The sequence below is a fragment of the Pseudomonas sp. TH04 genome (assembly GCF_016651355.1).
GTDB lineage: Bacteria > Pseudomonadota > Gammaproteobacteria > Pseudomonadales > Pseudomonadaceae > Aquipseudomonas > Aquipseudomonas fluorescens.
Genome location: NZ_JAEKEA010000001.1, coordinates 5,669,065 through 5,695,919 on the forward strand (window position 1 = coordinate 5,669,065; position 26,855 = coordinate 5,695,919).

A 26,855-nucleotide genomic window follows, 5' to 3' on the forward strand; every position below is an offset into this window, starting at 1 on the left:
TCTCGTTAACGTTCAGGACACAACACTATGATCGAGCAAGCTCAAATCGAACAGTTCCAGCGCGACGGATTCCTGGTGGTAGAAGGCGTGCTGTCGCTAAACGACGTGGCCGCGTTGCAACATGACTTTGACCAGTGGGTGGAAGAGAGCCGCAGCCACGACCAGGGGTGGGGCGCCACGCTGGACGGTCGCGCCCGCTTTGACCTGGAAGGCGACCACCGCCCGGATCACCCGTCATTGCGCCGGGTGAGTTCGCCCACCGAGATTTCCCCGGTGTATGAGCGCGTGGCGTTGCACTCGCGGATGGCCGCGATTTCCGCGCAGTTGATCGGCGCGGGCGGCGCGCGTTTTCATCACAGCAAAATCAATTCGAAACTGCCGCACACCGCGACCCAGGTGAAGTGGCACCAGGACTTTCTGTTCACGCCCCACAGCAACGACGACATCGTGACGGCCCTGCTGATGGTCAGTGAAGTGACCCCGCAAAACGGTCCGCTGAATGTGATCCCCGGCAGCCACAAAGGCCCGCTCTGGTCGCACTGGCAGAACCAACGGTTCACCGGTTCGGTGGAGGATGCGGTGGTCGAAGAACACTGCCAGCAACCGGTCGCCTGTTACGGCCCGGCCGGCTCGGTGTGCTTCATGCACACGCGCCTTTTACATGCATCGAGCCCTAACGAGACCGAACTGCCGCGCACCCTGTTTATCAGCGTATACGCCGCTGAAGACGCGCTGCCATTTGGCGAAAACCCGCTGCCCAGTGCACACGCCGGCCGGTTGGTGGCCGGTGAAGAAAGTGGTTGGGTGCGCGCCACCAACAACCAGATGCGCTTGCCGCAAAAACCCCGTGGCGCGTCCTTTTTTGTGCAACAGGCCGGCCAAGATTCCGCGACTGCCTAACCCCCTGAAACCCTTGCAGGTAATGACCATGACAGCATCCAAACAAAGTGTTCGCCCTCTTGCCGTGTGCCTGCTGGGCGCTGCGGTTGCACTGACCTCCTTGGCGGCTTCGGCGTTCCAGCAGGAAGGCAAGCTTATCGCCGGTTCCGATGTGACGTTCTTTCCCTATGAGTACATGGACAACAACAAGCCCGCCGGCTTTGATATCGAGTTTATGGACGGCCTGGGCAAGGTCATGGGCCGCAAGGTCGAGACCCTCGACACGCGTTTTCCCAACCTGATCACTGGCCTGCAGGCCGGGCGGTTCGACCTGACCAACTCGTCGATGTACATCACGGCAGAGCGGGTCAAAGTCATCGACATGATCCCGTACCTGAAAAGCGGCGAGTCGATCCTCACCCTCAAGGACAGCGCCTTCCAGCCCAAGACCCCGGAAGAGTTCTGCGGCCACAAGATCGGCTCCATGGGCGCCACGTCATGGCTGGCGCAGATGAACAAGTTGTCGACTGACTATTGCGTGGCCAAGGGGTTGAAGCCGATTCAGATCAGCGAATACAGCACCGACCCGCAAACCACTCAGGCGTTGCTGGCCCACGCGGTGGAGGCGCAGATCACCGACGCCGCCGTGGCCCGTGGTGTGGTCGACAAGCTGGGCAGCCGCGTGGTGATTTCTTCCGACACCCTGATCTACCCGGTGCTGAACGGCTTTGGCGTGAAGAAGGGCAATGACACGGTGAAGAAAGCCCTGCTCGAGGGGCTGGAAAAATACCGCGCCACCCCGGAATACGCGGCCTTGCTCAAGAAGTACAACTTTGAGGCCCCAACCGACGCCGATATCGCGGCGCTGATGCCCCAGTAAGCCTGGCGCGCGGCCGCAGCCTTGCGGTCGCGCCTTGCGGAGACCGATTCATGGCGTTATCCCTTGAAGAACAGACGCGCATCGACCTGGCGGCGACCTTTCGCATCATTGCGCATGTGGGCATGCACGAAGCGGTGGCCAACCACTTCAGCGCCGCCGTGTCGGCCGATGGCAAACAGTTTTTGCTCAACCCGAAGTGGAAGCACTTTTCGCGTATGCGTGCCAGTGACCTGTTGCTGTTGAACGCCGACGATCCTGCCAGCGCCGAGCACCCGAATGTGGACGCCACCGCCTGGTCCATCCACGGGCAGATTCACCGCCTGCTGCCGCAAACCCGCGCGGTGTTGCACTTGCACCCGGTCTACACCACGGCAGTGGCGTGCCTGGCCAAGCCGCATGTGCCGCCGATTGACCAGAACACCGCGCGGTACTTCAACCGTGTGGCCGTGGACGAATTGTATGGCGGCATGGCGGACACCGAAGCCGAGGGCGCGCGCCTGGCCGGCTTGCTCGATGGCAAACGTCGTTTGTTGATGGGTAACCACGGTGTGATGGTGACGGCGGCGTCTATCGGTGAAGCCTTCGACGACATCTGGACCCTGGAGCGGGCCTGCCAGATTCTGGTGACGGCGTGGTCCACCGGCCAGCCGCTGCGGGTGCTGTCGGATGAAGTGGCGGAAAAAACCGCACGGGGCTGGGAAGGTATCGCGGATTTTTCCCGGCAGCACTTTGAAGAAATGAAGCAGTTGATGATCGACGCCGACCCTTCGGTGCTCGACTGAGGGCTTTTTTATGACGTTTTCCGTTGTGGCTCGCTGCGCCGAGACCGGCCAGTTGGGCATTGCGATCAGCTCTTCAAGCATTGCCGTGGGCGCGCGTTGCCCGTGGCTGCGCCCCGGTGTGGGCGCGGTGGCGTCGCAGAACATCACCTTGCCGAGCCTGGGCCCGCAGATTCTCGACGTGCTCGGGCAGGGCGTGGCACCGAGTGAGGCGCTGGCGCAGGTCATCGCCGGTCAGGCACATAGCCAATATCGCCAGGTCACGGTGATTGATCATCACGGCCGTACTGCGCATTTCAGCGGCGCACACACCCTCGGCCTTCATGCGGCGCAGAGCGGTGAGCAGTGCGTGGCGGCGGGCAATATGCTGGCTGATGCTGGCGTGATCGACGCCATGGTGCGTGCTTTCGAACGCGCCCCCGGGCAGCTTGCCGAACGCTTGCTGGCCGCACTGCACGCCGGGCAGGCCAGCGGCGGCGAGGCCGGCCCGGTGCATTCGGCCGCCCTGGTGGTGGTCGATGACCTGCTATGGCCGATCGTCAATTTGCGCGTGGACTGGGCCGATGAAGACCCGATCGGTGCCCTCGACCAACTCTGGCAGGCCTATCGCGGCCAACTGCAGGACTACGTCGACCGCGCCATCAACCCGCAACACGCACCGGGCTATGCGGTGCCGGGAGATGACCGATGAGCAACAGCCGTGAGCTGCTGGCGCACCTGGTGCGCTTTGATACCACCAGCCGTGAATCCAACCTGGCCTTGATCGACTTCGTGCGCACCTATTTGCAAGGCCACGGGGTGGCCTCTGAGCTGCTGTTCAATGAGCAAAAGAGCAAGGCCAACCTGCTGGCAACCATCGGCCCGGCCGGGCTGCCCGGCATTGTGTTGTCCGGCCACACGGATGGGGTGCCGGTGGATGGCCAGCATTGGACGGTCGCGCCGTTCGACCTCACGGAACAGGACGGCAAGTTGTATGGCCGTGGCACGGCCGATATGAAGGGCTTCATCGCGTGTGTACTGGCTCAGGTGCCGGCGCTGGTGCAGACGCCGTTGCGGATGCCGGTGCATATCGCGCTGTCCTATGACGAAGAGGTCGGCTGCCTGGGCGTACGCGCGTTAATCGAGAGGTTCCACGCGCAGCCGGTCAAGCCGCTGCTGTGCGTGATCGGTGAGCCGACCGAACTCAAGCCGGTGCTGGGTCACAAGGGCAAGCTGGCGTTGCGCTGCGAAGTGCATGGTGCGGCATGCCATTCGGCCTACGCGCCGTCCGGGGTCAACGCCATCGAATACGCCGCGCAGTTGATCAGTGAACTGGTGCGCCTCGGTGAAACGCTCAAGGCGCCGCAGCACCTTGACCCGCGATTTGACCCGCCGTTTTCCACGGTTCAAACCGGCCTGATAAACGGCGGCAAAGCGCTGAATATCGTCCCGCAAAATTGCACGTTTGAGTTTGAAGTGCGCGCGCTGCCAGCCCAGGACCCCTGGCACGTGGCGGATGCGTTACGTGGCTACGCCGAACACCGCGTGTTGCCGGCGATGCAGGCAGTGAGCGAGCGGTGCGCGATCAGCTTCAGCGAACTGTCGAGTTACCCGGGCCTGGCCACCTCGGCCGAAAGCCAGGCGGCGGCCTGGGTTGCCGAGTTTTGTGGTTCGGCGGCGTATGGCACGGTGGCCTTCGGCACTGAAGGCGGGTTGTTTGATCAGGCCGGTATCCCGACCGTGGTGTGCGGGCCGGGCAGTATGGCGCAGGGGCACAAGCCGGATGAATTCATCAGCCTGGAACAGTTGGCGGCGTGTGATCGGATGCTCGCGCGGGTGGTGGCATTTGTCAGCCGCTGACTTCAACGCCTGCCGAAGCCATGCACGGCTGAGCACCTTTGCCCGGTGGTGTGGCTGCAACCGAGCAAGGCTCAAGCCTTGGCCACACCCACCCGCCACTGCGCCGGCGGCAGCACGCCATTGACCAGGTAATGGCCGACAATCCGCGACTTGTACACCCGTGGATTGTGGTTCGCCAATGTGCGCGCATTGCGCCATAGCCGGTCCAGCGCCTTGTTGCTCGCCGTTGCACTGGCGCCCAGCGCGTCGAACAGCGCGGTGGTCGCGGCGAGCGTTGCGTCGACCACCGGGTTCACCGCCAGGCACACCTCCAATTCCGCCAGCGCCACCTGCGGGTCGTCGTCATGCAGCGGTTGCTCGTGGGCGATCACATATTGCGCAGTCGTCTCCAGGCGCTGCGCCGCTTGCTGGCTGATGGCTTGCGCGGCATACGCCTGGCTGGCGACTTCGCCGATCACTTGCAGCAGTTGCACGTCGTGCGCGGCGGTGTCGGCGTTGCCGGTGGTGAAGGTGCGGGCGCGCTGGCTGAGTTCTTGCGCACCGCTCAATGCCGCGCGGCGGGCGATGCCGGCGAGGGTGCTGAGGTGGTAGATCTGGAAGAAGGATTGGCCGTAGCCGAAGCGCTGGTCTGTGGGGCGCAGGTCGTCTTCTACCGGCACGTTGTCAAAGACGCACGTACCGCTGGCGGTGAGGCGTTGGCCGAAGCCGTTCCAGTCGTCGATGATCTGCACGCCAGGGGCGTTGAGGTCGACCACCACGCTGTACACCGTGCCGTCCTCGCCCGTGGCGATGGTGTTGATCAGGTCACTGTAGAGCGCGCCGGTGGTGTAGAACTTTTTGCCGCTGATGCGCAATCTGCCCTGTGCATCGCGGTGCAGGCGGGTCTCGAAATCGCCGCGGGCCTGGTTGCCGACTTCCGTGCTGCCTGGGGAGAGCAGCACGCCCTGGCCGAGTCGGTGCAGCCATTTGGCGCGCCAGTCGCGGTCCTTGGCGCAGAGTACGTCCTCGCAAAAACCAAAATGCCCGCGCAGGGCCTGGGTGATGTTGGAGTCGGCGGCGGACAACTCGGTGAGCAGCGCGAGCAGTTCAACCAGGGTCGCGTCCTGGCCACCCTCACTCACGGGTAAGCGCCAACGGGGCAACCCGAGTTTATTCAGTTGTTGGATGACGGTGGTCAGGCTGGCGCGGGTTTGATCAGCCTCGGCGGCTTGCGCAAGGATCTGCGCAAACAGTGGGCGAAACGGTGCGGCCAGTTGTTCGTAACGGGCGGAGGGCGCACAGCCCCAGATATTCAAAGCGGGAGTCGACATGCAATGGACCTTGCAGAAAGGGATTCAGGCGCGGGGTCCAGTGGTCTGGTGGCGTCACCCTAACTCAGAGCGGGCAAAGTTTTTAATACGGAAAAAACCTATCGAGCTGCGTGGCAGTTCTATCGATAGTGCTCAACAGTATTAATCACCGCGCCTTTATTGCGATAGCTTCTAGGGGCGCCACACTCGGCGACCGACCAAACCTTTCCCTCTTCACCAGACTGCATGCACACAGATGGTTGAGTCAGCCATTAACCGTGTGGATGCCTTTCATGATCAATCGTCAAACACTGCTCGCCCTGCTGGGCCTGGCTTCGCTAACGCTGCACGGCCCGTCAGCCTCGGCGGCAGAGCCCCAGACCCTGACGGTGGGCGATCAGTTTTTCTCCAATCGCATCGTCCTGGAACTGTCGGGCGAGCTCAAAGACCTGCCGTACACAATCGACTTCAAGCGCTTTAACACCGGCTCCCCGGTGGCCTCGGCGGTTGCCAGTGGTGCGCTCGATGTGGGTATTGTCGGCGACACCCCGGTGATCAGCCTCGCTGCTAATGGGGCGCCAGTGAAAGTGGTGGCCAGTACACAGACCAGCCTTGACGGTGTGGGCATCGTCGCGCGCAAAGGCATCCATTCGGTGGCCGACCTGAAAGGCAAGACTGTCGCGATCTGGAACGGCTCATGGAGCCAGCAACTGGCCTATAAAGCGCTGGATGAAGCCGGCGTACCGCGCAACAGCGTGACCTTCAAATTCCTGTTGCCGGCCGAAGCCAGCCTGGCACTGACCCAAGGCGACATTGATGCCTTCGGCACCTGGGAACCCTATGTGTCGTTGCAAGAGAAAGAAGGCAGCACGCTGATCCGCACTGCCAAGGGCTTGATGAGCGCACCGACCTACATCGTTGCGTATGAACCGGCGCTGGCGCAAAAAAGCGCGCTCATCAAAGACTTTGTCGCGCGCCTGACGCGTGCTCGGGTCTGGAGTAACACGCACGTTGATGAGTACGCCGAGGCATGGTCGAAGGCCAACCAGTCCGCACCGGAGATTGCCAAGGTGTGGTTCAAGCGTGACGCGATCAAGGTGCTGCCGATCTCGCCAAAGATTGTCAGCGAGGCTCAGGCCACGGCGGATTTCCTGGTGGATGCGCAGATGCTCAAACAGCGGTATGACGTGACGCCGTTGTTTGATCGGGCGCTTTAAACGCGAGGGAAACAAGCGCTAATAGTATTGACCGCCTGATGGCACGGGGGCTGGGCTAGGGTTTTTTATTCCGGTAAGCGCCGGAATAAAAAATCACTGGCATCAGCAAGGAGTAGCCAGTAGGCTACAGGTGAAGCGTGACTAATTTGATCGGCAGGACGCCGGAGTTTGATGCATGGCTCGACGGTATGAGGGATGTTTGGGGAAAAACTGCAATTCTGACCCGGCTGGATCGAGCCGAGGAAAACAATTTTGGCGATTGCGAACCCGTAGGCGATGGATTGAGTGAAATGCGTGTCTTCGTCGGGCCCGGCTACAGGGTGTACTTTGTGCGCACGGGAATCACCGCCTACCTGATGCTGTGGGGAAGCGATAAAACCGATCAGAGGCGAGGAATCAAGCGGGCAAAAGAGATACTCGATGCCCTGAGAGGTCAATGAAATGAGCAAATCGACATTCAAACCCGAGGACATGCCGATCCTCGATCTCGATACATCAGGCACCCATGTCTATGAGGCTTCGCGCTTCCTGGACAGCCCCGAAATCATCAGTGCTTACCTGGCGCAAAGCCTTAAGTCCCAAGACCCGCAGATACTCATGAAGGCGCTCGCCGAAGTGGCCAAGGCCCAAGGCGTTAACAAGGTTGCCGAGGCGGCAGGGGTTAATCGGGAGAGTCTGTATAAAACCCTCAAGGGCGGCTCAAAAACGCGCTTTGAAACCATCAAGAAGCTGATGCTGGCGTTGGGCGTGGAACTCACTGTGCAACCTGTTGCAACGAGCGCACTTAAAAAATTGCCACGGCAAAACGGGCAATAGCCAGCAAAAGGCAAGGGTCACCGTATCTTTCTGCCTGCCGTCATGTTCTTGTCACGCGCTCATGCGATTTTCCTCAGCCCCGAACCACCCCGCAACTGACTGCGCCTGAGCTGCACTTCAAGGAGATTCAATCATGAGGGTAGTGACCTCCGGCTCGGCCTATCTGGACATCGATGCGTACGCCTGCTGTATTGCGTACGCCGAACTGCTTAATCGCCAGGGCATTGAAGCGCGTGCCGTGAGCAGCGCACCGTTGAATTTCAGTATCTGCAAGAGCGTGCTCGACTGGAACGCGGCGCTGGACGATTACCGGCCCACGGCCGGCGATGAGTTCGTGTTGGTGGACGTCTCCGACTACCATCACTTCGACCCGAGCGTGGTGCTGGAACAGGTGCGGGAAGTCATCGACCATCATCCCGGCTTTGAGGTCCATTGGGCGCAAAAGCTGGGCGCGGGTGCCGATATTCGCGCAATCGGCGCAGCGGCGACGCTGGTCTTCCAGCGGTGGGAAAAATCCGGCCTGATGCCGCAGATCAGCCGACACAGCGCGGCATTGTTGGCCACGGCGATTCTGGACAATACCCTGAACTTCACCGGGAAAATGACCACCGCCCTGGATATCTGGGCATACGAGGTGCTCGCGCAGCGGGCGGGGTTGTCCGCTGATTGGCCGGTGCGCTATTTCAGCGAATGCCAGGTGGCGATCGAGGCCGACCTGGTGAACGCCCTGGCAGCCGATATGAAACAGATGAGTGCCACGCGTAACGTGCCGCGGCTTATCGCGCAGATGACGGTGTGGGATGCGCAGGCGTTGATCCAGCGGCATCGCGCAGCCATTGAACAATGGCTGGCGACGCAAAGTGAAGACTGGTTGTTGAACGCCATCAGCATTCGCGAGCGCAAAAGCTATTGGCTGGCAGGGCCGTTGCTCAGCCGGCAAAAGTTGAGCCTGCTGCTCTCGCTCGATTGGCAAGGAGCGCTGGCGGTGCTGGGGCTCGCCATGCAGCGCAAGGAGCTGGTGACGCTGGCCTTGGCTGCCATGGACGAAGGGCTCAGCGTACCAGGCAAGGCTGTTTGTTGTTGAAGACCCAGCCCGGAATCAGGTACTGCATCGCCACACTGTCATTCCGTGCCCCAAGGCCCATGCCTTTGTACAGCGCGTGGGCCTTGGCCACGGCGTCCATGTCAATCTCCACGCCCAGGCCTGGCTTGGCCGGCACCTTCACGTAACCGCCTTCGATTTTCAGCGGCTCGCGGGTCAGGCGCTGGCCGTCCTGCCAGATCCAGTGAGTGTCGATGGCGGTGATCTCGCCCGGCGCCGCTGCCGCCACCTGAGTGAACATCGCCAGGGAAATATCGAAGTGGTTGTTGGAGTGCGAACCCCAGGTCAGGCCCCAGTCATTGCACATCTGCGCCACGCGCACCGAGCCTTGCATCGTCCAGAAGTGCGGGTCGGCGAGCGGGATATCCACCGATTGCAGTTGGATGGCGTGGCCCATTTCGCGCCAATCGGTGGCGATCATGTTGGTCGCGGTTTTCAGCCCCGTGGCACGGCGAAATTCAGCCATGACTTCGCGGCCCGAGTAGCCATGTTCCGCACCGCAGGGGTCTTCGGCGTAGGCAAGCACGTGGTGTTGATCGCGGCACAGGCGGATGGCTTCTTGCAATGACCATGCGCCGTTCGGGTCGAGGGTGATACGGGCATCCGGGAACCGTTCGGCCAGCGCCGTCACCGCTTCGATTTCTTCATCGCCACTCAATACACCGCCCTTGAGCTTGAAGTCGTTGAAACCGTATTTTTCCTTGGCGGCTTCGGCCAGGCGCACCACCGCGTCGGCGGTCATGGCTTTTTCGTGACGCAACCGAAACCAGGCGTCATCCGCGTCGGCCTCGTTGCGGTAGGCCAGGTCGGTGGCGGTGCGATCGCCCACGTAAAACAGGTAGCCGAGCATTTTTACCGCGTCGCGCTGCTGGCCTTCGCCGAGCAAGGCGGCCAGCGGCACGTCGAGGAATTGACCCAGCAGGTCGAGCAACGCGGCTTCCATGGCGGTGACGGCATGAATGGTGATGCGCAGGTCAAAGGTTTGCAGGCCACGGCCGGCGGCGTCCCTTGAGGCGAAGGTGGTACGCATCTGGTTGAGGATGCGCTGGTACTGGCCGATGGGTTGGCCGACCACCAGGCTGCGCGCGTCTTCCAGGGTTTCGCGAATGCGCTCGCCACCGGGCACTTCACCGACGCCGGTGTTGCCCGAGCTGTCTTTGAGAATCACGATGTTGCGCGTGAAGAACGGCCCGTGTGCGCCGCTCAGGTTCAGCAGCATGCTGTCGTGGCCGGCCACCGGAATGACTTGGAAATGGGTGACGATGGGTGACTTGGACGTAGTCATGGCAAGTTCCTGAATAAGCTTAAAGAGGTTTGCTGAGCGGGGCGCCCGTGGGCCCGCCGCTGTGTGACGTCAACACCGCAGAGGGCGAGGTCTTGGCAAAGAACACCAGGATCGCGGCGAGCACCGAGGTGCCGGCCAGGCCGTAAAGGCCGCCCTGGATCGACCCCGTGGTCTGTTCCAGAAAGCCGAAGGTGGTTGGGGCCACGAAGCCGCCCAGGTTGCCGATGGAGTTGATCAGCGCAATCACGGCGGCGGCGATGCGCACGTCCAGGTAACCCTGGGGGATTGGCCAGAACAGCGACGAAGCGGATTTGAAACCGATGGCCGCAAAACAAATCGCGACAAAGGCGAAGATCGGCCCGCCGGTGGTGGACATGAACATACCCGCTGCGGCAATCAACAACGCGGCGGCGACCCAGGCTTGCTGGAACTTGAACTTGCCCGACAGCGCAGCGAAGGCGTACATGGCGATGATTGAGATCAGCCAGGGGATCGAGTTGAACAGGCCGACCTGCACGTCACTCAGGTCTCCCATCTTCTTGATGATGCTCGGCAGCCAGAAGGTCGCGGCGTAAATCGTCAGCTGGATGCAGAAATACAAGGCGCAGAACAGCAGGATCTGGCGGTCTTTGAGCAGCTTGCCCAGGGTCGGTTTGACGCTGGTCAGCGCTTCACGCGCGCGCTGTTCCTGGTCGATGGCGCCCACCAGTGCGTCCTGTTCTTCGCGGCTCAGCCATTTGGCGTCGTGGGGTTTGGAGTCCAGCCAGAACCACACGAAGAACCCCAGTGCGACGGACGCCAGGCCCTCAATCGCAAACATCCATTGCCAGCCGTGGAAGCCGAAGCCTTCGATTTGCAACAAGGCCCCCGACAATGGGCCGGAGATCAGCGACGCAACCGCCGAGCCGCTGAGGAAGATCGCAATCGCTTTGCCGCGTTCCACACCCGGCAACCAGCGGGTGAAGTAGTAGATCACCCCAGGGAAAAAGCCGGCCTCGGCCACGCCCAACAGAAAGCGCAGCACATAGAACTGGGTTTCGTTCTGGATGAACGCCATCAGTGTGGCGACGATGCCCCAGGTGAACATGATGCGGGTCAGCCAGATTCGCGCGCCGACCTTTTGCAGGAGCATGTTGGAGGGCACTTCAAACAGCGCATAACCAATGAAAAACAGCCCGGCGCCGAGGCCGTAGGCGGCTGCGCCGATGCCCAGGTCATGCTCCATGTGCGTACGCACGAAGCCGATATTGACTCGGTCGATGTAGTTGAGGATGAACATGATCACGAACAGCGGGAGCACGTGGCCCTTCACTTTACTCACGGCGCGCGTGAGGACCGAATCACGTTCTGAAGCGACAGATGCATGGCTTGAATTGTTCACAATTCAAAACTCCCCCTGATTTATTTTTATGCGGGTTTGCGTGTTTTGTTGATAGACATCATACAAGTTGATTTCGCGAATTCGCAATCCGCTCGGCAATGTATTTGTTCTTATAAGGCCGCTGGCTGACTGGGTTTATTGGTTATTAGCCAATAAATAAAGGGCTTTTATGCTTTTTTTGAGAGGGTTCAGGCGGGCGAGCACCTTCCGGTATAGAAAATGGCGTGTGCCCCATTAAGGTTGGTTGTCATACAAGTTGAGTGCTTTATCAATCAACCCAGCGGCGCCGCCAAACAGGGTGTTAAGCTCCCATCAGCCCAACCCCGTGGACGCCGATGATGCCCATTGAAAACCCAAGCCTTGTGCGTAAACGCCCCAATAACCTGGCCCAGGGCGTGGTCGACGCGCTGACCCAGCGCATCCTGCTCGGGCAGCTCAAACCGGGTGAAAAACTGCCGTCGGAATCCACCATCGTGCTTGAGCACGGCGTGAGCCGCACGGTGGTGCGCGAGGCGATTTCCAAGCTGCAGGCTTCCGGGCTGGTGGAGACGCGTCACGGCATCGGCACCTTCGTGCTGGAGCCGCATGCCCAGCAGGGTTTGCGCTTGCATGTGGACACCGTCGCCAGCGTGCGTAACATGCTCGAACTGCGCCTGGGCCTTGAGGTGCAGGCTGTGGCGCTGGCCGCCCTGCGCCGGAGTGACGAGCAACTGGCGCGCATGCGCGAGGCGCTGAACGACTACCAGGCCTCGCTCGCCAACCACGACAGTTGCGTGGAAGAGGACAAACGCTTTCATCAACTGATCGCCGAGGCCACCGGCAATACCTTCTTTACCGAGATCATGCTGCACCTGGGCAATGCGATGATCCCGCGCACTCAGGTCAAGGGCGTTGAACGCGGCGGGGCGGATTTCGCCAAGTTGGGGCAGTTGGCAAACCTGGAGCATGAGGCGATCTTCAATGCGATCAAGCGTCAGGACCCTGATGCGGCGCGGGCGGCCATGGTGTTGCACCTGACCAACAGCCGGGACCGGTTTTCGGGTGAGTAAATTTGTGGTGATAAGGAACAACCGTTGAACGAACACACATTGTCCATGCGCCTGGAGCGCGTGGCGGCGCAGGTGCCGCTGGGTGCGCGCCTGGCCGATATCGGCTCGGATCACGGCTACCTGCCGGTGGCGCTGATGCGCCGTGGTGTGATCACGGCGGCGGTGGCGGGAGAGGTCGCGACCACACCGTTTTACGCAGCCGAGCGCACGGTGCGCGACAACGGCCTGGCACAGCACATCCGCGTGCGCCTGGCCGATGGTCTGGCGGCCATCGAGCCAGGCGACGGCATCACCGCGATCAGCCTCTGCGGCATGGGCGGCGAGACCATTCGCGACATCCTCGCCAGCGGCGCGGCGCACTTGAGTGGCCGCGAACGCCTGATCCTGCAACCCAACGGTGGCGAGCAACCCTTGCGCAGGTGGCTGATGGACAACGGCTACCCGATCCTGCATGAGGAGCTGCTGCGGGAAAACCGGTTTTACTACGAGATCATCGTCGCCGAGCGTGCCGAGCCGGTCACCTACAGCGCCGAACAGCTGTACTTCGGCCCGCTGCACCTGCAGGCGCGTAGCCCGGTGTTCCTGGCCAAATGGCAGCGCACGCTGCGCCAAAAGCAGAAGACCCTGGCCGGCTTTGAGCAGGCGCGTCAGGCCGTGCCGGAGCACAAGCGCGAAGAGATCGCCCAGCACATACGCTGGATTACTGCGCTGTTGGCTTGTCATGGTTCCCAGGACTGTGCCAGGATCAGCCCATGACTGAATTTTCGCCAAGCAACCGCCATCATCATCACGGACCTTCCCTCAGGTGCCGCGGTTGCTTGTGCTCACGGATTGATCAGAACCTCTGATCACTCAATGAACCACCCCCAAGGCGCCCACGGCGCCTTTTTTATTGCCTTGAAAAAATGGAGATTCAACACATGACCATGCTGCGCGGAACGCGAATTGTGACGGGTAAAGAAGCGCAAATGATGCGTGAAATTGAGGGCCGCTTCCGGAGCTATCTTCATCGAAGCGGGCGCTGAAGAAGCCATCGTCCCCGCGTTGTGGGGCCAGGACACGTTTATCGAAAAAGCCGGCGGCAGTGAAATCATCGGGCAGATGTGGGCCTTCGCCGACAAGGCAGGCCGCCCGTGCTGCCTGATCCCGGAAGCCACCGCGCTGTTCCAGGAACGCAGCGCCGTTTTGCTGAATGGGCGAGCAGAGGCGATGTTTTTCTACGTGGCACGGTGTTACCGATATGAACGGCCGCAAGCCGGCCGCTATCGCGAATTCACCCAGCTGGGCCTGGAGATTCTCAGCCCCGACCCTGGGTTGGCGTTGCAGCGCAGCCAGGCCCTTTGCTGCGGGTTTTTGAATACGCTGGGGCTCGACTATGAGCTGAAGCTGGCGGTGAAGCGCGGGTTGAGTTACTACCTGCAAGGCAATGGCTTCGAAGTGCGCTGCCCGACGTTGGGCGCGCAACAGCAAGTCGTGGGCGGCGGCGCGTATCGAGAGGGCGCCGGTTTCGGCATCGGGCTTGAGCGGTTGGTGCTGGCCTTGATGTGAGGTTCAAAGACGCCTCCCCGGAGGCGTCTCCTCGGCGGCGGCCGGATATGCTCCAATAGCGGCCTCATTTGCCCTCCAGGAACCCGATCATGGCCGACGCCACCGACCAAGCCTTCTACGACCGTGCAGACGCCCATATCGAACTGTCGAACGAACAGCTTAAAACCTGCGAAAACCTCGGCGAGGTCAGCGCTTCAATGATGTTCGGCACCACGCGCTTCAACGCCTGGGCCAGCGCGCGCAATTTCAAATCCAGCGCTGAAATGGCCCAAGCACGGGAAGCGATGCTGAAGTATTTCTGTGATCAGTACCGGATGATGCTGGAGGATAACCTGGACGATCACATTAATAATTTCAGCCAGTACATGCTCGTTAAAGCAACGGACTGAAGCACGCGTATCGGGGCGTGCGTCAGGTGATGGCGGGGCGAGTTACCGTTTCACTCTGCCCATTGAGTGCTTTCGCCCCATTTTCGCGCACGCCTGTGCACCTGCGCCGCGCCGCATCGCCTATCTACGGCCTCTGCACCAACGGCCCGTATCTTGCTTGAGCCAACTTAATCAATGACATGGCATTTTGCTTCTAGTCATTTTCAGGTTGTTTTCGGGAGCGGTCAGCCATGCACACTCTTCTATCACCCGGTATCCGCTTGCTCGGCCGTTTCGGTTTCGCGCGCAAGTTCCAGGTGCTGTTCTTCCTGTTCATGCTGCCCCTGGCCGGGAGCCTGTGGATGATCGGCCACGATTACCGCGACAAACTCGCGGTGATTTCCAGCGAGCAGTCCGGCGTTCGCCAACTGTTGGCGCTCGACGCGCTGGATAGCCAATTGACCGCGCAACGCAACCAGGCCGCCCGCTGGAAAGCCCTGGACATCCAGCACACGCCGACGCCCGCCGCCCAGGCGGCGATGGACAAGGTGGATGCCGGCAACCCGGTCATTATGCAAAGCCTGCAAACCCTGGGGGATACGCTCAAGGCCCAGAACGCCAGTGTCGACACGCTGGCACGTTTTGCGGCGTTGCAGGCGACGGTCAAGGGGATGGACACGCAGTCCCTGCGCACCGTGGGCTGGTGGCCGGACGGTTATGACCGCTTCACCACTGCCCTGACCGCCATGCAAACCCTGCGCGAGCAGATCACCGTGGACGCCGGGCTGATCCTTGATCCCTGGCTGGAAACCTACCTGCTGATGCAGATTTCCAGCCAGCACACGCCGGACTTGATCGAGCGCATCGGGCGCACGGCAAGCGTTGGGCAGTCGTCCATTGCGTCCGGCCAGTTCACCCTGCAAAGCCGTTTGCAGATGCGTGACCTGCGTAGCCGTATCGGCGATGCACGCGACCAGTTGGTCAAAGCCGCCGCTTCGCTCAAAGCCAAGCCATACCCGGGGCTGGAGACGTGGACAGCGCAATACGACAGCAGCCTGCAGTTGCTGGACAGCGAACTGAAAACCCTGGACGACGGCGTGTTTGGCGGTACGATCAAGCTCGACAGCGCCGCCTTCGACCGTAGTGTCGACAGCATGCTGGGCACGTTGGGTGCGCTGCGCAGCCAGTCGCTGCACTCACTGGATGCGCGCTTGAGTTATTACCACGACCGCTCACTCAAGCAGTTTATTCCTGTGGCGGCCACGTTCAGCCTGCTGGCCTTGGCCGCGCTGTACTTGTTTAGCTGCCTGCAAGCCTCGATCCGGCGCAGCGCCAGTGGCATCACCCTGCTTGCCGAGTCGTTGCGCGACGGCAACTTGTGCGTGGAAGTGGCGGTAGAAGGGCGTGACGAACTGGCGGCGATCAGCACCGCGCTCAACGTTGCGGTGCTGCAACTGCGCACCAGCCTGTTGGGTGTCAACCACGAGACCCAGCAACTCGGCTCGGCCGTGCTTACGCTTAATTCGCAATCGGGCAGCACGCTCTCCGAGGTCGAAGACCAGCAGCACCAGATCAGCCAGATTGCAGCCGCCGCGACGCAGCTGGCGGCCACCTCGATGGGCGTCGCCAGGAGCTGCGAGCAGGCCTCGGGCAGCGCGCAGCAGACGCGGCGCATTGCCGAAGACAGCAGCCGTGACAGCCAACGCACCACGGCCAGCATCCAGCAACTCAACCAGCGCCTGACCGACACGGCTAACGCCCTGGAGCAAGTGAGCCAGCAGGGCCAGCAGATTCAATCGGTGGTCGATACCATCCGCGGGATTGCCGAACAGACCAACCTGCTGGCGCTCAACGCCGCGATTGAGGCTGCACGCGCCGGCGAGCAAGGCCGGGGTTTTGCCGTCGTCGCGGACGAGGTGCGCAGCCTGTCGCAACGCACCCAGGCCTCCACGGCGCAGATCGCCGGCACGGTGGACAGCCTGCGCGCGACCGTGAGCCAGGCCGTGAGCCTGATGAGCGCCGCCTGCGACCAGGCGCTGACTGACGCGGAGTCTGTCACCGGGCTGGGCACACGCCTGGGCGAGATCGCCAGCGCGGTGCAAAACGTCACCGACACCCTGGCGCAAATTGCGACAGCGGTAGAGGAACAAGCCGCGACGGCGGATGAAGTGAGCGGCAATATCCAGCAAGTCGACCAGGCCGCAGGGCGCTTGCTCGACGGTGCGCGGGCCGTCAACCAGGCAGCCGATACCCTGAGCAAAGGCAGTCAGGCGTTGAGTGAAAACACCGCGCGGTTCCGGCTGGACTGAGCGCCGATCCCCAGCGGGCCGCCTATTGATTGGGGGGAGCGGGGCAAACCCGCTCGCCACATCGGCAACATTGAGCGCGGTTCTGCATTCTCTTAAGGGCACTCCCTGCCGGCGGTGTAGTCTGCTCTTACACACCCTGGCGTTTGCCCAATGGAGCCGTTCATGATCACTGTCCACCATCTCAACAACTCACGCTCGCAACGTATCCTCTGGTTGCTCGAAGAACTCGGCCTGCCCTACGAGGTCAAGCGCTACCAGCGCGACCCGAAAACCAACCTCGCGCCGCCTGAGCTCAAGGCGATCAACCCGCTGGGCAAATCGCCGGTCATCGAAGACGGTGCCCTCGTCTTGATCGAATCCGCCGCGATCATCGACTACCTGATTCGCCGCCACGGCCAAGGCCGCCTGCAACCTGATCCTGCTACCGCCACCTACGACAAATACGTGCAATGGCTGCACTTCGCCGAAGGCTCGGCCATGCTGCCGCTGATGCTTAACCTCTACGTCGGCCGATTGGGTGAAGCGGGCGCACCCTTGCATCCGCGGATCGAATCGGAGTTGGCCAATTACCTCGGCTACCTGAACGACGTGCTGGCGGATACGCCGTACCTGGTCGGTGACGAACTGAGTGGCGCAGATGTCCAGATGAGCTTTATCGGCGAAATCGCCAAGGCGCAGGGCAAGTTGCAGGCCTACCCGAATCTGGCCGCCTGGGTGCAACGCTTCCAGGCACGCCCGGCTTATCAAAAGGCGGTGGAGCAAGGTGGGGAATACGCGTTCGCCAAATAGAGACGCCTAGGCAATAGGCACGGCAGGGGGAGAGCATGTTCACTGCGCGCGAGCTGCATCTCCCTTTCCTGGCCCTTTACGCTGATAACCTCAATACTTTGGTGTTGGGAAAGTTGTCAGGTTTAAACGTATTTTTTGTATCTGTTTTGCGCCTCGTTGTAGAGGCTTAGAAGCGTGGGGTGTGAATTCAGATCGACCGGCGAGTCGGGTACATAGGCGAGGGCTCTTAGAATTCTATCGGAGTCAATGATAATGTCTTCTTTGTTGAAGCGCTCAAGGTGTGAAATTAAATTGTATTTAAGCGCGTCGATGGAGTCGTTGTCGGGGATGTCCCCGCCAAAGAAGTGCGCGAGCAATGAAATGGCCAGAAAGTTGGGGCCAGTGCCGTTATAGCCCCATTCAAAAAAGCCGGAGTAAGGGAACAGGTCTTTTCTAGGATCAAGCGGCGACGCTTGCCCGTTGGGCGCTACGTAAATGGCGGTAGGGCAACCATGAGGGCGAGTGAGAATGTACTGCCCCGCGGGCGAACCCAGGCACCGGGTGTTTGAGTTCAGCGCAATAAAGTCCCGCCATATGAGGCTTTCCACTGAGTATTTCAAATCCTTTATTCCAGACTGTATCTGTTCTCTTATTGCTTTGGGTAACAGGTTTTTGAATTCGCTGTAATCTCTGTCTGCGGTCAGGGAAAAGCAGTAGTGGTCTTTTTTGTCGTTGAAATACCAGTGGGTTTGTATGTCTTGCGCGGTAAAAAAATAGTGCACGTGTCTCTCGTGCTCGTCATTAGTATGAATGAGTGCGAAATAGCCTTTCCTGAAAGGCGTTATGGGGTCGTCTACATAGTTTCTGTGTATTTTGACCTGGTTGTGCCCTTCAAAGTATTTTGATTGGACATAGCCCAGTGCCGGGGTGTGGGCTCTATTGTGGATTGCGTGTTCTTTTGATCGTTGTTTCTCTTGTACGATAATGTCTGCCGAGTCTGCATCGACAGACCTTGTAAGAATCCAGAAGTCGTTAGATAACAACGCCTTTGATCGCGCTTCACCGGTGTAACCATTTTCATTTTGTTTGTAGGACATTGTTCTGGTCTTAGGCGTGTGAAATATAAAGTGATTGCTGTGAGCTTAAGGAGATCGAGGGCAGGTCAGCGCTCCACTGTCAGCGCGATGAATTCGTTCACATAGTGCGTGTCGCTCGACGTCGACTCCAGCGTCAGGGCCACGCCCAGGTCCTCGATAAACACCCGCGAGGTCTTGTAGTCGCCCTGGTCGCATGCCAGCTTGATGGCATCCCCGTTCAACGATGCGAATACCTGGCGTGCCGGGATACGCTCGCCGACGGTGCAGGTCAACGAGGTGTCGTAGGGCTTATCGGTCGGCTGGGCAGGAACATTCACCATCTGCAGGCGGGCGCTCAGCGTTTGGCCGGGGGCCCAGCGGGTTGGCACGTTCAGCTCGATGTCGCGGGTTTGCAGCACGCGGCCATCGCCCACGCCGTTCATCTTCGACTTCAACTGAATCAGGTCGGCTTGCGTCAGGCGATCAACGTCGAAGGTATTGCCATAGGCCTCGTTCTTCACCAGCAAGCCACCCTGTGCCTTGAAGGTCACCGAGACGGGAAGGTCTTTGCTGCCATCGCCCCGCTTGGATACGTAGCGGTAGCTCAACGTCTTGAACTTGGGTTGCAGCAGGGGTGAGTCGAGGCGCTGGCGTACGTTGGCCGGTACGTCGACCTCAGTGAAACTGGGCTCGACCTGGGTGCGCGGGTAGTCGACCGGCGCGATGTCCGGACGCAGCTGCGCCAGCACCCCGGCATTCACGCCGCCCTGTACCGAACAGCTGACACGCGATTGGGTGCCTTGCGTGCCTTCCGGCTCCACGATCAGTACGCGCTCCACCTGCCGTGTTCCCGGTGCCTTGCCCGGCTGGGGCTTGATCGCACGCCAGGCGTTGCCGACCTTGAGCTCGCTGCGCGTGTATTCCTTGGCGCCTTTTTGCAGTGACTCCGGTTGCGCGAGCAGCGGTGCGAGGCGCAGGGCAACCTCGTCAACACCGCCGTCGACAATGAACCCCCAGTAATAGTAGAGCCCCAACGGGCCGAGGTTGGTGACCTCATCGGCATACGACAACAGCTTCAAGCCGGCGATGGGCGGCGCGCTGATCGGCACTTGGCTGGCCTGGCGGTCGGCGCGGTTTCTGACGGCGATCCAGGTGAAGGCCTTGTCCTGCTGGAGTGGGGCATAGGCCTGCCAGGCATCGCGGTGCGTGTTGAGGCTGGAGAAGAAGCTCGCGTCGCAGCGGGTGAAGGCCTTGAGCGTGTCGGTCAGGGCGGCGTCGTCGGCATGGGCGAGTGACGGCAATACGGCAGCAGCCAGGAGGAGGGCGGGCAACTTCATGGCAGGGGATGTCCTTATCGGCGAAAGGCGAGGTGGCATTATCCGGTAGATGGCGAGTGGCTTCCAGGCAAGCACGGCAAATCAACGGTGGCCGCCGGCTCGCCTTAGCCGAGGGGCATCACGCCAGGCGCCGACGCCAATCGCCGCCCTGCTGAGCGTGGCATTCCTCTTCGGAGTCGAAGCGCACACAGCGATCAATGTTCACCCCAGCCACCTCGGCGTCGTGCAGTGCGGCGGCGGTCAGCGCCCGCATACGTTGGTCGGTACCCTTGGCCAAGGCGTGGTCTTTGTTGGCGCGCGTGTCGAACACCCAAATCACCCGCAGGCTTTGCGGGAAGGCGGCGTAATCGACGGTGTGGGTCAGCCAGTCAAAGCCCGGGATTTCGGCTTTGGCGGTTTCACAGGCTTCGGTCAGCGTGGCGACCAGGCGGCGTTCGAGGCGGGCGTTGTCACGTTTTGGCGTAGGCATTAATGAGTTCCAGTGAGTCGGCGCTGAACGGTCGGGTCTTGGTGGGCGTTTTTAATAAACGCCATAGTAAAGCGCCCATGCGCCGCTGACGAGATTCTTCCAGAACATCAAGCGCCCGCTGTTGGGGGGTGAATGCAAAGCCATTGGGCCCCCTGAATAATTACCGCCGATACGCGCAGGCGCCGCCTCAAGCTGAAGGTTCATTTCATCAGCATAAGGACAGTGCCAATGAGCACGCAGTATTCCGTTTCAGCGGTACCGACGCTTCAAGAGGTGCGCACCCACTTACTGGAAATCGACCCTGAGCTGCGCACCCAAACCCGGCTTCCGGTGGTATTGCCGCCCGAACTGGTGGCGTTGGAGGCGCTGAACACCGCCTTGATCAGCGCCAACGAACAGTTCCTGAACCAGTCACGCAGCCTGTACCAGACAGTGGCTCAGGCCGATCTCACCGAGGCAGCCGGCAAGGCGCTACTGGCAACGCTCAAGCTCACTCTGCACACCCGCCTGCACAATCTTGATGAGACCAGCACGGTGGACGGGCAAGGTCGCAAAAGCTATCTCACCCAGGTCGCCGGCCTTGGTGCGTTGGAGCAGCAGGCCAGGCTGGACGTGCGTGATTACCTGCTGTCTCCCGACGAACAGCGCATGATCGAAGACTGCTCGCGTGGCCCGGCCTTCCGACCGGGGATGTACGCGCTGAATTTCGCTTACCAGGACAAGACCGTGGAGTTTGCGGGGGCCTTTGTGCTGACACGTAACGCCAGCCCGGTGGTGAACAACTTGACGTCCGGGCAGGACCTCGGCCGGGTCCTGCTGTTTACTCCGAACCGAGGCCTGGAGCGTTTCGATTCCTTGGCGGAACTCGACCAGCGCCTCAAGGCGTTGCTGACCCTGCCGGCGGGGCGCGCGGAGCTTTGCCGCCACTTGCCGGTACGCTACCAGGCGCTGGACGTTGCCGGTATCTGGCCCCTGCAATTGCAGCCGATTGAAGGCGAGCCCCTGTTTGAGCACACCTACAACGCGCTGCTCGACAAGCGCCGCCAGGACATCGACCTGGCGTTGAGCCTGGTCGACAATCCGTTGCACGCGGCGACGCTGCTGACGTCGGCGCTGGACGATGCGCTCAAGGCTGCGCTCCCGGACTTGTCGTTACGCCTGAAATTCAGGCAGCAACAGCTGCTGGAGCGAAGCGTATACAACAGCCTGCCTGACTGGTATCGCAGCGCTGCCCCGGCCAGCCAGCAGACCCTGAGTGGTTTCATGCAGGCTTACAATCAGGCCCGCGATACGTTCGTCGACCTGCACGGGCCGCTCGCTTCTCCCCAGGCCCTGGCCAGTTACCAACTGACCGAGTACCTCGATGAAGAGCTGGAGATCCATGACCTGGACCCGCACCACCTGCACATCACCACTCGCCGCAACGTCCCCAGCATCGGTGTGTACGAGCAGCAGCACAACCTGGTTGAGTTGAGCTATTCGGGGCTGCAGACCGGCGACGAGCTGCCCGGCTCGGACTTTCTGACCAACACCACCCTGACCTACGCAGGTGCCGCGCTGGCGGGCCAGCATGCCGAGCTGAATGTGCAACGTGTGCTGGACGTGCTGCGCGATCCGGAGCTGAAACCACGCCTGGACTTTGCCGCGCTGCAAAAAGAGCTGCAGGGCAAGCCTGAATTCAAACAGGCTGCCCGCGACCTGTTCGATCACCGTTTGGTGTTGCTCGCCTACGTCGCCCGTTTGCGAGGCGACTTGAGCCAGGCGGACTACCGGTTGTTTGAAGACCTGCGAGCCGGCAGCAACCCGAATGTGTGTGCACAGACCGTGCTGCTGCACGGTGCGCAACTCAAGGACTTATGGCTGTTGCGCGAAGTCGATGGCGAGGATCAAACCCGGCGCTTGCTGTTGTGCACACCCGGCTCGCCACGCGAGCAGCAGTTCATGGCGTTTACCTCTGAGCGTGAGTGCCAGCTGCATATCATGAGTTGGGCCGATAACAACACCCGCTTCAACAATCGCACCCTGAGCGACTACCTGCTCGAGCAATGCCCGCTGCGGTTTCGCCCGAAAATGGCGACGTTCCTCGCCGGGTTGGGTTTCAAACCCGACGCGCAGGAACACACGGCGGTGACATTCGGCCCTTTATGCACCCATACCGTCTGCCTGGACGCCATGGTCATCCACTTGCAAAGCACCGCGGTGGACGATTACGAATACACCACCCCGCCGTGGTATCGCTCGGCCTCGGCGGCGGACCGCACGCGGTTGACCAGCCTGGCCGAGGATGCTGCAGGTGGTGTGCGCGTCTATAACGCCCGGCCCGATTCAGAAGCGAACCTGGTGACCTTCGACGCGTTTGTGCACGAGAACGCCAAGCTCAGCCTGAACACGCTGCTGGGGCGTAGCCAAAATGATATTGACCCGGACACGGTGTACGTTTCGGCACCTTGGCCGTTGCTGGGCGGCATGCCCGCGCCCTTGTCCTATACCCGGCTTTACCGGGACGGCTACCAGGATAATGTCGGCTTCATCGACCCGAAATTTTCCACCTCGGCCACCTTCAGCGGGCCGGCTGGCATCGACCTGAGCCGCCTGACCCCGCTGAACGTCGCACGCTCGGTGACCGGTGTATGGGTCGGCCAGCGCTACATCGACGAGGTGCGCGCCAAGTTGCAAAGCGCGACCAGCCCCGGCTACACCGAGCGGCGCAACGCCACGCTGGCGATCAACCAACTGCAGATGAAATACACGGCGTTGGAGTGCTGCCTGCGCGGCCACATCGCCAGGGTCGACCTGGCCTGGCTGGAGCGCGCCATCGACAGCCTTGACGAGACGACGGTCGCGACCCGCAACACCTACAAGGTCCATCGCCTGATGATTGACGGCGAATGGATCATCGGCAACTACGTGTTCAGCCACGCGGACAACCCGGCTCTGCTGTACACGCCTGACGCACCCGATGGCATCGGTTTGCGTGAGGCGAAGTTGTTCAACTACTGGCTGAAAAAAGTCGACGGCGTATCGGACTATCTCCTCGGGCGCGTGACCGTCAAAGCCAAGGCCCGGATCGCGACGTTGCTGGAGGCCGCCCGCAAGGGGTTGCCCGAGACGATCGACCGTACGACCCCAAGTCCCGCGCGGCATGACCCGATCGCCACGGTTGTGCCGCTGACAGACCTGCGCCATGAACTCTACAACATGGTGTTGCAGCGCAAAATAGATGACGTGGCTGCCACCACGGTCAACCGCACTGAAATGATCACGGGCATTCTGTGGGCCTGTGTTGAGCTGGCCACCGCCATCGCCACCGTGCCGTTTCCGGTGTTGAGCCTGAGCCTGGGTGGCCTGTTGGCGTTCAAGGATGCCATGCTCGCCATCGACGCCTACCAGCAGGGTGACAAAGCGGGCGCGCTGAGTCACTTGATCGGTTATATGACCAACCTCGGCGGTGCCGTGTTGTTTGACTTCCGCCCGGCCTTCAAAGCCCCGTTCAACACCATTTCCATCAGGCCGGCGCTCAAAGCCGCCAAAGAAGCCCTGCTGGTGAGCAAGGTTGACCCACGCATTCCTGCCGGTATGAAGTCAGTGCTGTTCGACGCCAGGACTTTCTGGGTCAAGCACACACCGGACCCCCTGGGCCGTCATCTGCTGTATCGCTATGACGCGGCCACCGGGCAAATGCTGTCAACCTCGCGTATGGTCAACCAGAATGCCAACGGCCGTTGGGTGCGTTCCGGCTTTTCGGCAGGTGGGCGCAAGAAGTATCAGCTCCTTCAGGAGACGGTGGAGCCGCCGCTGGCCGCCTACGAGATTGCAGCTGGGCAAGGCCGCTACTTCAGAGCGGTACTCGACCCTGACTTCGCGCGAAACCTTGCCAGCTATCCGGACGACGCGATTGCGCAGGGTGTGCGCGTAACGACCCGCGACGAATTGCGTGCGCGGTTCGCTCGCTATCCCGCTCAGGTGAAACAGCTGACCGAGGATGCAGACGCGTTCTACACCGCTTCACCCGCGCGCCCGAGTCGCACCGACGTGCCCGTGCTGGCGGCGGATGCCAGCCCTGCCGGCGCGCTCGTCACCCTGTTCCAGCACAAGCAGAGACTGATCATCGGCGCCGCCAACGCCTGCGTCGCGAGTAAGCAATTGCTGATCGAACAAATGCCGGCGATGGCCACGCAGGGGCTCAGGCGCGTGTACGTTGAGAACCTGCCGGCGGATGTGTTTCGCAGCAAACTTAAAATTATCAACGGGGACGTCAAAGGCGATGTCGCTTACGCGTTGAAGCGTGTCGAGGACCATTTGGCCCGGGTCGACAGATCCTTGGGCTGGGGGCCGGATGCCCCATTCACCTACCGCAAGTTGCTGCTGGCAGCGCACAAGCACAAGGTTGCGATCGAAGGTGTGGATGCTTCGAGTTCCTATCATATGGAGCATGTGCTGGAACTCTCGGGCGGCGAACGGTTTATCCCGCGCAGCAGCAAGTACAGAAACTTTTATTCCCACAAAGCTATCGGCACGAACAGCACCGATGACGGCTGGATCGCCCTGGTTGATCACAATCGCATTGGCAGCATTGCCGAGGTGCCTGGCCTGGCTGATCTGCAAAACGTCATCGCCCTGCGGGTGGATGACGTTGCGCCAGGCCAGGCGGTGGGCATTCAGCGCGATACGTCCGCTGCCGCGCTGTCCAGGGGCGACTACAGGCTGACCATGGCCCCCGATGCACACACGTTGCCCGCCGCCGGGCCTTCAACGCCCGTGCAAGCACCTCGCTCACCGTCCCATTACACGGCGTTTGATCTGCCCGCGGCCCATAAAGAAAACCTCGACCTTATGGTGCATTCGCACCGCGCCTTGGACTCTCGCTACGGTCAACAAGGCGCAGGCCCTCAGGCAGAGGCGTTCGAAGCCTTCAGGATCACCCGTGATCGCCTGGAAAAAACCGCTCAAGAGGCCTTGGCCGCTTACACACCGTCGGCGCGCCCCAGCTTCACCGACTTGGCTACTGCGACGAGTGAAGAGGCGTTTATCGAGCGGCTGTATAAACGGAAATGGGGACTTATCTTCAGCGAAAGTCATGCTCACCGGGCGAGCAAGCGAGCGCTGATCAAACACATGAGGTGGTTGAAAACCCAGGGTGTCAAAACACTGTACGTGGAGCACCTGCTCACCGATCTGCATCAAGCCGAATTGGAGGCTTTTTATGAAACGGCGAAAATGCCCGAGAACCTGCGGCGCTATTTGCGTGCGCAAGATGTTGGCCATATGCCGGGTTATTCGGGCAACGACACTTACACCCACGTCATCGAGGCGGCGAATAAGGCCGGGCTGCGAATTCGAGCGCTCGATTGTACGGCCAGTTATCACGTCAAAGACATGTCCGCATTGAACGCCCGCCATACCCTGTTCAGCTATTTCGCCAATGAGGTGATCAAGGCGGACCAGGCGACATTTGGCGCGCATAAATGGGTCGCACTCATGGGGGACAGCCATGCCGATATGTTCCATGGCGTGCCAGGTATCGCGCAATTGCAGGATGCCGTCAGCTTGACGGTGCGCGACGTAGCCCCCAGCCACGCACGCGCGTTGCATCCGGGCGGATGGGAAATCCTCGACGGTGGGATACGCAGCCCCGGTCGCATAGCGTTACGCAGTGACTTCAAAATAGACGTCGGGATTGCCGGCAAAGCTGTACCTCGGCCCAGTGCCCAAATTGATCGCACCTGGCTGAGAAATATTGACGACTTCCTGATTGAGCAGCCGTCATCGACCCAGGCCAATGTGCTGCACCGTGCCAGCACTGGGGAGATTGTCGTCACGCCCATTCACATTGACGAAAAAGGCCAGTTCTTTGTTGAGCATTGGCCGCAATTGAAAGATCAGCGTTTCTTGCGCATTGACGAAGTGAGCGAAGCCCTTAAGGCCGATGTCCCTTTGACGGCCGCCTCCGACAAGACTCAGCCAAGCGAACGGCTGAAAAATGTCGGCGACTTCCTGATCGAGCGGCCTGCTGTGAGCCAGGCCACGTTGGTCCGTCGTGCCGAAAACGGCCAAATCCTTTCTCATCCGATCAAGATGGACAATGCGGGCCAGTTTTACATTGAGCAATGGCCATCGTTGCGAGACAGGCGTTACTTACTGGTAGAGGACTTGGTCGAAGCGCTTAAAACGGAACTGCACATGTCTGTTATTCCCACCAAGGCGCGGCAGCGTTCGCGGCTCAGAGAGAGCGGCGATTTTCTGATTGAGCGCATTTCATCGGGTCAATCCAACCTGCTGCACCGTTCCCGCAGTGGCGAAATTATTTCCACGCCGATTAAAGTTGACGCTGATGGGCAGTTGTTTATTGAGCGTTGGGACGATTTGAAAACTGCACGCTTCTCAAACCTTGGGCAATTGATCTTCGCCCTGAAGAGACAGAAGGGCATGTTGCCGGCCTTCTAATCCCACGAATCACGTTGGCC

The 26,855-nt window shown here is 60.8% G+C and carries 22 protein-coding genes; 16 read left to right on the forward strand and 6 right to left on the reverse strand.

The genetic code is table 11. The annotated features are described in order from the left end of the window. Window positions 1-27 precede the first annotated feature (27 nt). Genes JFT85_RS25555 through argE form a run of 5 tightly spaced genes read left to right on the forward strand, consistent with a single transcriptional unit; the run spans window position 28 to window position 4,377 of the window. The gene (locus JFT85_RS25555; protein ID WP_053257143.1) at window positions 28-900 is read left to right on the forward strand and encodes a phytanoyl-CoA dioxygenase family protein; all 873 of its coding nucleotides are present in this window, start codon (window positions 28-30) and stop codon (window positions 898-900) included. A 28-nt stretch (window positions 901-928) separates the two neighbouring features. Further along, the gene (locus tag JFT85_RS25560) at window positions 929-1,759 is read left to right on the forward strand and encodes an ABC transporter substrate-binding protein (RefSeq protein WP_053257142.1); all 831 of its coding nucleotides are present in this window, start codon (window positions 929-931) and stop codon (window positions 1,757-1,759) included. A gap of 50 nt (window positions 1,760-1,809) precedes the next feature. Next, window positions 1,810-2,541 (forward strand): class II aldolase and adducin N-terminal domain-containing protein, encoded by a 732-nt coding sequence (locus JFT85_RS25565; RefSeq protein ID WP_078827031.1) that lies wholly within the window; start codon window positions 1,810-1,812, stop codon window positions 2,539-2,541. Window positions 2,542-2,551: 10 nt separating this feature from the next. After that, on the forward strand, window positions 2,552-3,229 hold the full coding sequence (locus tag JFT85_RS25570; protein ID WP_187602319.1) for a DUF1028 domain-containing protein: 678 nt from the start codon (window positions 2,552-2,554) through the stop codon (window positions 3,227-3,229). After that, window positions 3,226-4,377 (forward strand): acetylornithine deacetylase, encoded by a 1,152-nt coding sequence (gene argE / locus JFT85_RS25575; protein ID WP_187602318.1) that lies wholly within the window; start codon window positions 3,226-3,228, stop codon window positions 4,375-4,377. Before JFT85_RS25570 ends, argE begins: the two co-directional genes overlap by 4 nt. A 71-nt stretch (window positions 4,378-4,448) precedes the next feature. Here argE and JFT85_RS25580 read toward each other — a convergent pair whose 3' ends face one another. Further along, window positions 4,449-5,687 (reverse strand): acyl-CoA dehydrogenase family protein, encoded by a 1,239-nt coding sequence (locus JFT85_RS25580; RefSeq protein WP_187602317.1) that lies wholly within the window; start codon window positions 5,685-5,687, stop codon window positions 4,449-4,451. A 272-nt stretch (window positions 5,688-5,959) separates the two neighbouring features. Here JFT85_RS25580 and JFT85_RS25585 point away from each other — a divergent pair, with 272 nt between their 5' ends. The 4 genes from JFT85_RS25585 (at window position 5,960) to JFT85_RS25600 (ending at window position 8,783) form a co-directional block, all read left to right on the forward strand. Continuing rightward, window positions 5,960-6,883, forward strand: coding sequence for an ABC transporter substrate-binding protein (locus JFT85_RS25585; RefSeq protein WP_201230650.1), 924 nt, complete (start codon window positions 5,960-5,962; stop codon window positions 6,881-6,883). Window positions 6,884-7,020: 137 nt separating this feature from the next. After that, window positions 7,021-7,323 carry a type II toxin-antitoxin system RelE/ParE family toxin gene (locus tag JFT85_RS25590; RefSeq protein ID WP_187602315.1) on the forward strand — a complete coding sequence of 101 codons (303 nt, stop codon included), beginning with the start codon at window positions 7,021-7,023 and terminating at the stop codon, window positions 7,321-7,323. Between the two features lies 1 nt (window position 7,324). Continuing rightward, entirely contained in the window at window positions 7,325-7,699 is a 375-nt protein-coding gene (locus JFT85_RS25595) for an addiction module antidote protein (RefSeq protein WP_064453295.1), read from the forward strand. A 133-nt stretch (window positions 7,700-7,832) separates the two neighbouring features. Next, entirely contained in the window at window positions 7,833-8,783 is a 951-nt protein-coding gene (locus JFT85_RS25600; protein WP_053257135.1) for a DHH family phosphoesterase, read from the forward strand. On the opposite strand, the gene gudD is transcribed toward JFT85_RS25600, so the two are convergent. Further along, window positions 8,752-10,086, reverse strand: coding sequence for a glucarate dehydratase (gudD, locus tag JFT85_RS25605; RefSeq protein WP_201230656.1), 1,335 nt, complete (start codon window positions 10,084-10,086; stop codon window positions 8,752-8,754). The genes JFT85_RS25600 and gudD overlap by 32 nt on opposite strands. Before the next feature lie 19 nt (window positions 10,087-10,105). Beyond that, window positions 10,106-11,467, reverse strand: a complete 1,362-nt coding sequence (locus tag JFT85_RS25610) for an MFS transporter (protein ID WP_187602313.1) — start codon at window positions 11,465-11,467, stop codon at window positions 10,106-10,108. Between the two features lie 338 nt (window positions 11,468-11,805). On the opposite strand from JFT85_RS25610, the gene JFT85_RS25615 reads away from it, so the two are divergent. The 6 genes from JFT85_RS25615 to JFT85_RS25640 all read left to right on the forward strand — a co-directional run bounded on the left by JFT85_RS25615 (window position 11,806) and on the right by JFT85_RS25640 (window position 17,530). After that, window positions 11,806-12,516 carry a FadR/GntR family transcriptional regulator gene (locus tag JFT85_RS25615; RefSeq protein WP_053257132.1) on the forward strand — a complete coding sequence of 237 codons (711 nt, stop codon included), beginning with the start codon at window positions 11,806-11,808 and terminating at the stop codon, window positions 12,514-12,516. Between the two features lie 24 nt (window positions 12,517-12,540). Beyond that, the gene (locus JFT85_RS25620) at window positions 12,541-13,272 is read left to right on the forward strand and encodes a tRNA (adenine(22)-N(1))-methyltransferase (protein ID WP_053257131.1); all 732 of its coding nucleotides are present in this window, start codon (window positions 12,541-12,543) and stop codon (window positions 13,270-13,272) included. Window positions 13,273-13,491: 219 nt separating this feature from the next. Next, a complete protein-coding gene (locus JFT85_RS25625; protein ID WP_073638954.1) occupies window positions 13,492-14,064 on the forward strand; it encodes an ATP phosphoribosyltransferase regulatory subunit in 573 nt (190 codons plus the stop codon). Window positions 14,065-14,153: 89 nt separating this feature from the next. Next, window positions 14,154-14,453: a DUF3144 domain-containing protein gene (locus tag JFT85_RS25630; RefSeq protein WP_073638952.1), complete on the forward strand. Its 300-nt coding sequence runs from the start codon at window positions 14,154-14,156 to the stop codon at window positions 14,451-14,453. A gap of 1,595 nt (window positions 14,454-16,048) precedes the next feature. Continuing rightward, on the forward strand, window positions 16,049-16,741 hold the full coding sequence (locus JFT85_RS28825; RefSeq protein WP_371850816.1) for a methyl-accepting chemotaxis protein: 693 nt from the start codon (window positions 16,049-16,051) through the stop codon (window positions 16,739-16,741). A gap of 162 nt (window positions 16,742-16,903) precedes the next feature. Continuing rightward, window positions 16,904-17,530 carry a glutathione S-transferase family protein gene (locus JFT85_RS25640; RefSeq protein WP_053257127.1) on the forward strand — a complete coding sequence of 209 codons (627 nt, stop codon included), beginning with the start codon at window positions 16,904-16,906 and terminating at the stop codon, window positions 17,528-17,530. A 122-nt stretch (window positions 17,531-17,652) separates the two neighbouring features. On the opposite strand, the gene JFT85_RS25645 is transcribed toward JFT85_RS25640, so the two are convergent. From JFT85_RS25645 to JFT85_RS25655, 3 genes are all read right to left on the reverse strand, one after another. Continuing rightward, on the reverse strand, window positions 17,653-18,606 hold the full coding sequence (locus JFT85_RS25645) for a DUF6166 domain-containing protein (RefSeq protein ID WP_078827027.1): 954 nt from the start codon (window positions 18,604-18,606) through the stop codon (window positions 17,653-17,655). 65 nt (window positions 18,607-18,671) lie between these two features. Next, the gene (locus JFT85_RS25650) at window positions 18,672-19,922 is read right to left on the reverse strand and encodes a hypothetical protein (protein ID WP_187602311.1); all 1,251 of its coding nucleotides are present in this window, start codon (window positions 19,920-19,922) and stop codon (window positions 18,672-18,674) included. Window positions 19,923-20,040: 118 nt separating this feature from the next. Further along, complete coding sequence (locus JFT85_RS25655) at window positions 20,041-20,391, reverse strand: hypothetical protein (protein WP_053257124.1); 351 nt, start codon at window positions 20,389-20,391, stop codon at window positions 20,041-20,043. Between the two features lie 228 nt (window positions 20,392-20,619). Between JFT85_RS25655 and JFT85_RS25660 the strand changes: the two genes are divergently transcribed. Beyond that, complete coding sequence (locus JFT85_RS25660; RefSeq protein ID WP_201230657.1) at window positions 20,620-26,835, forward strand: membrane-targeted effector domain-containing toxin; 6,216 nt, start codon at window positions 20,620-20,622, stop codon at window positions 26,833-26,835. The last annotated feature ends 20 nt before the right edge of the window (window positions 26,836-26,855 follow it).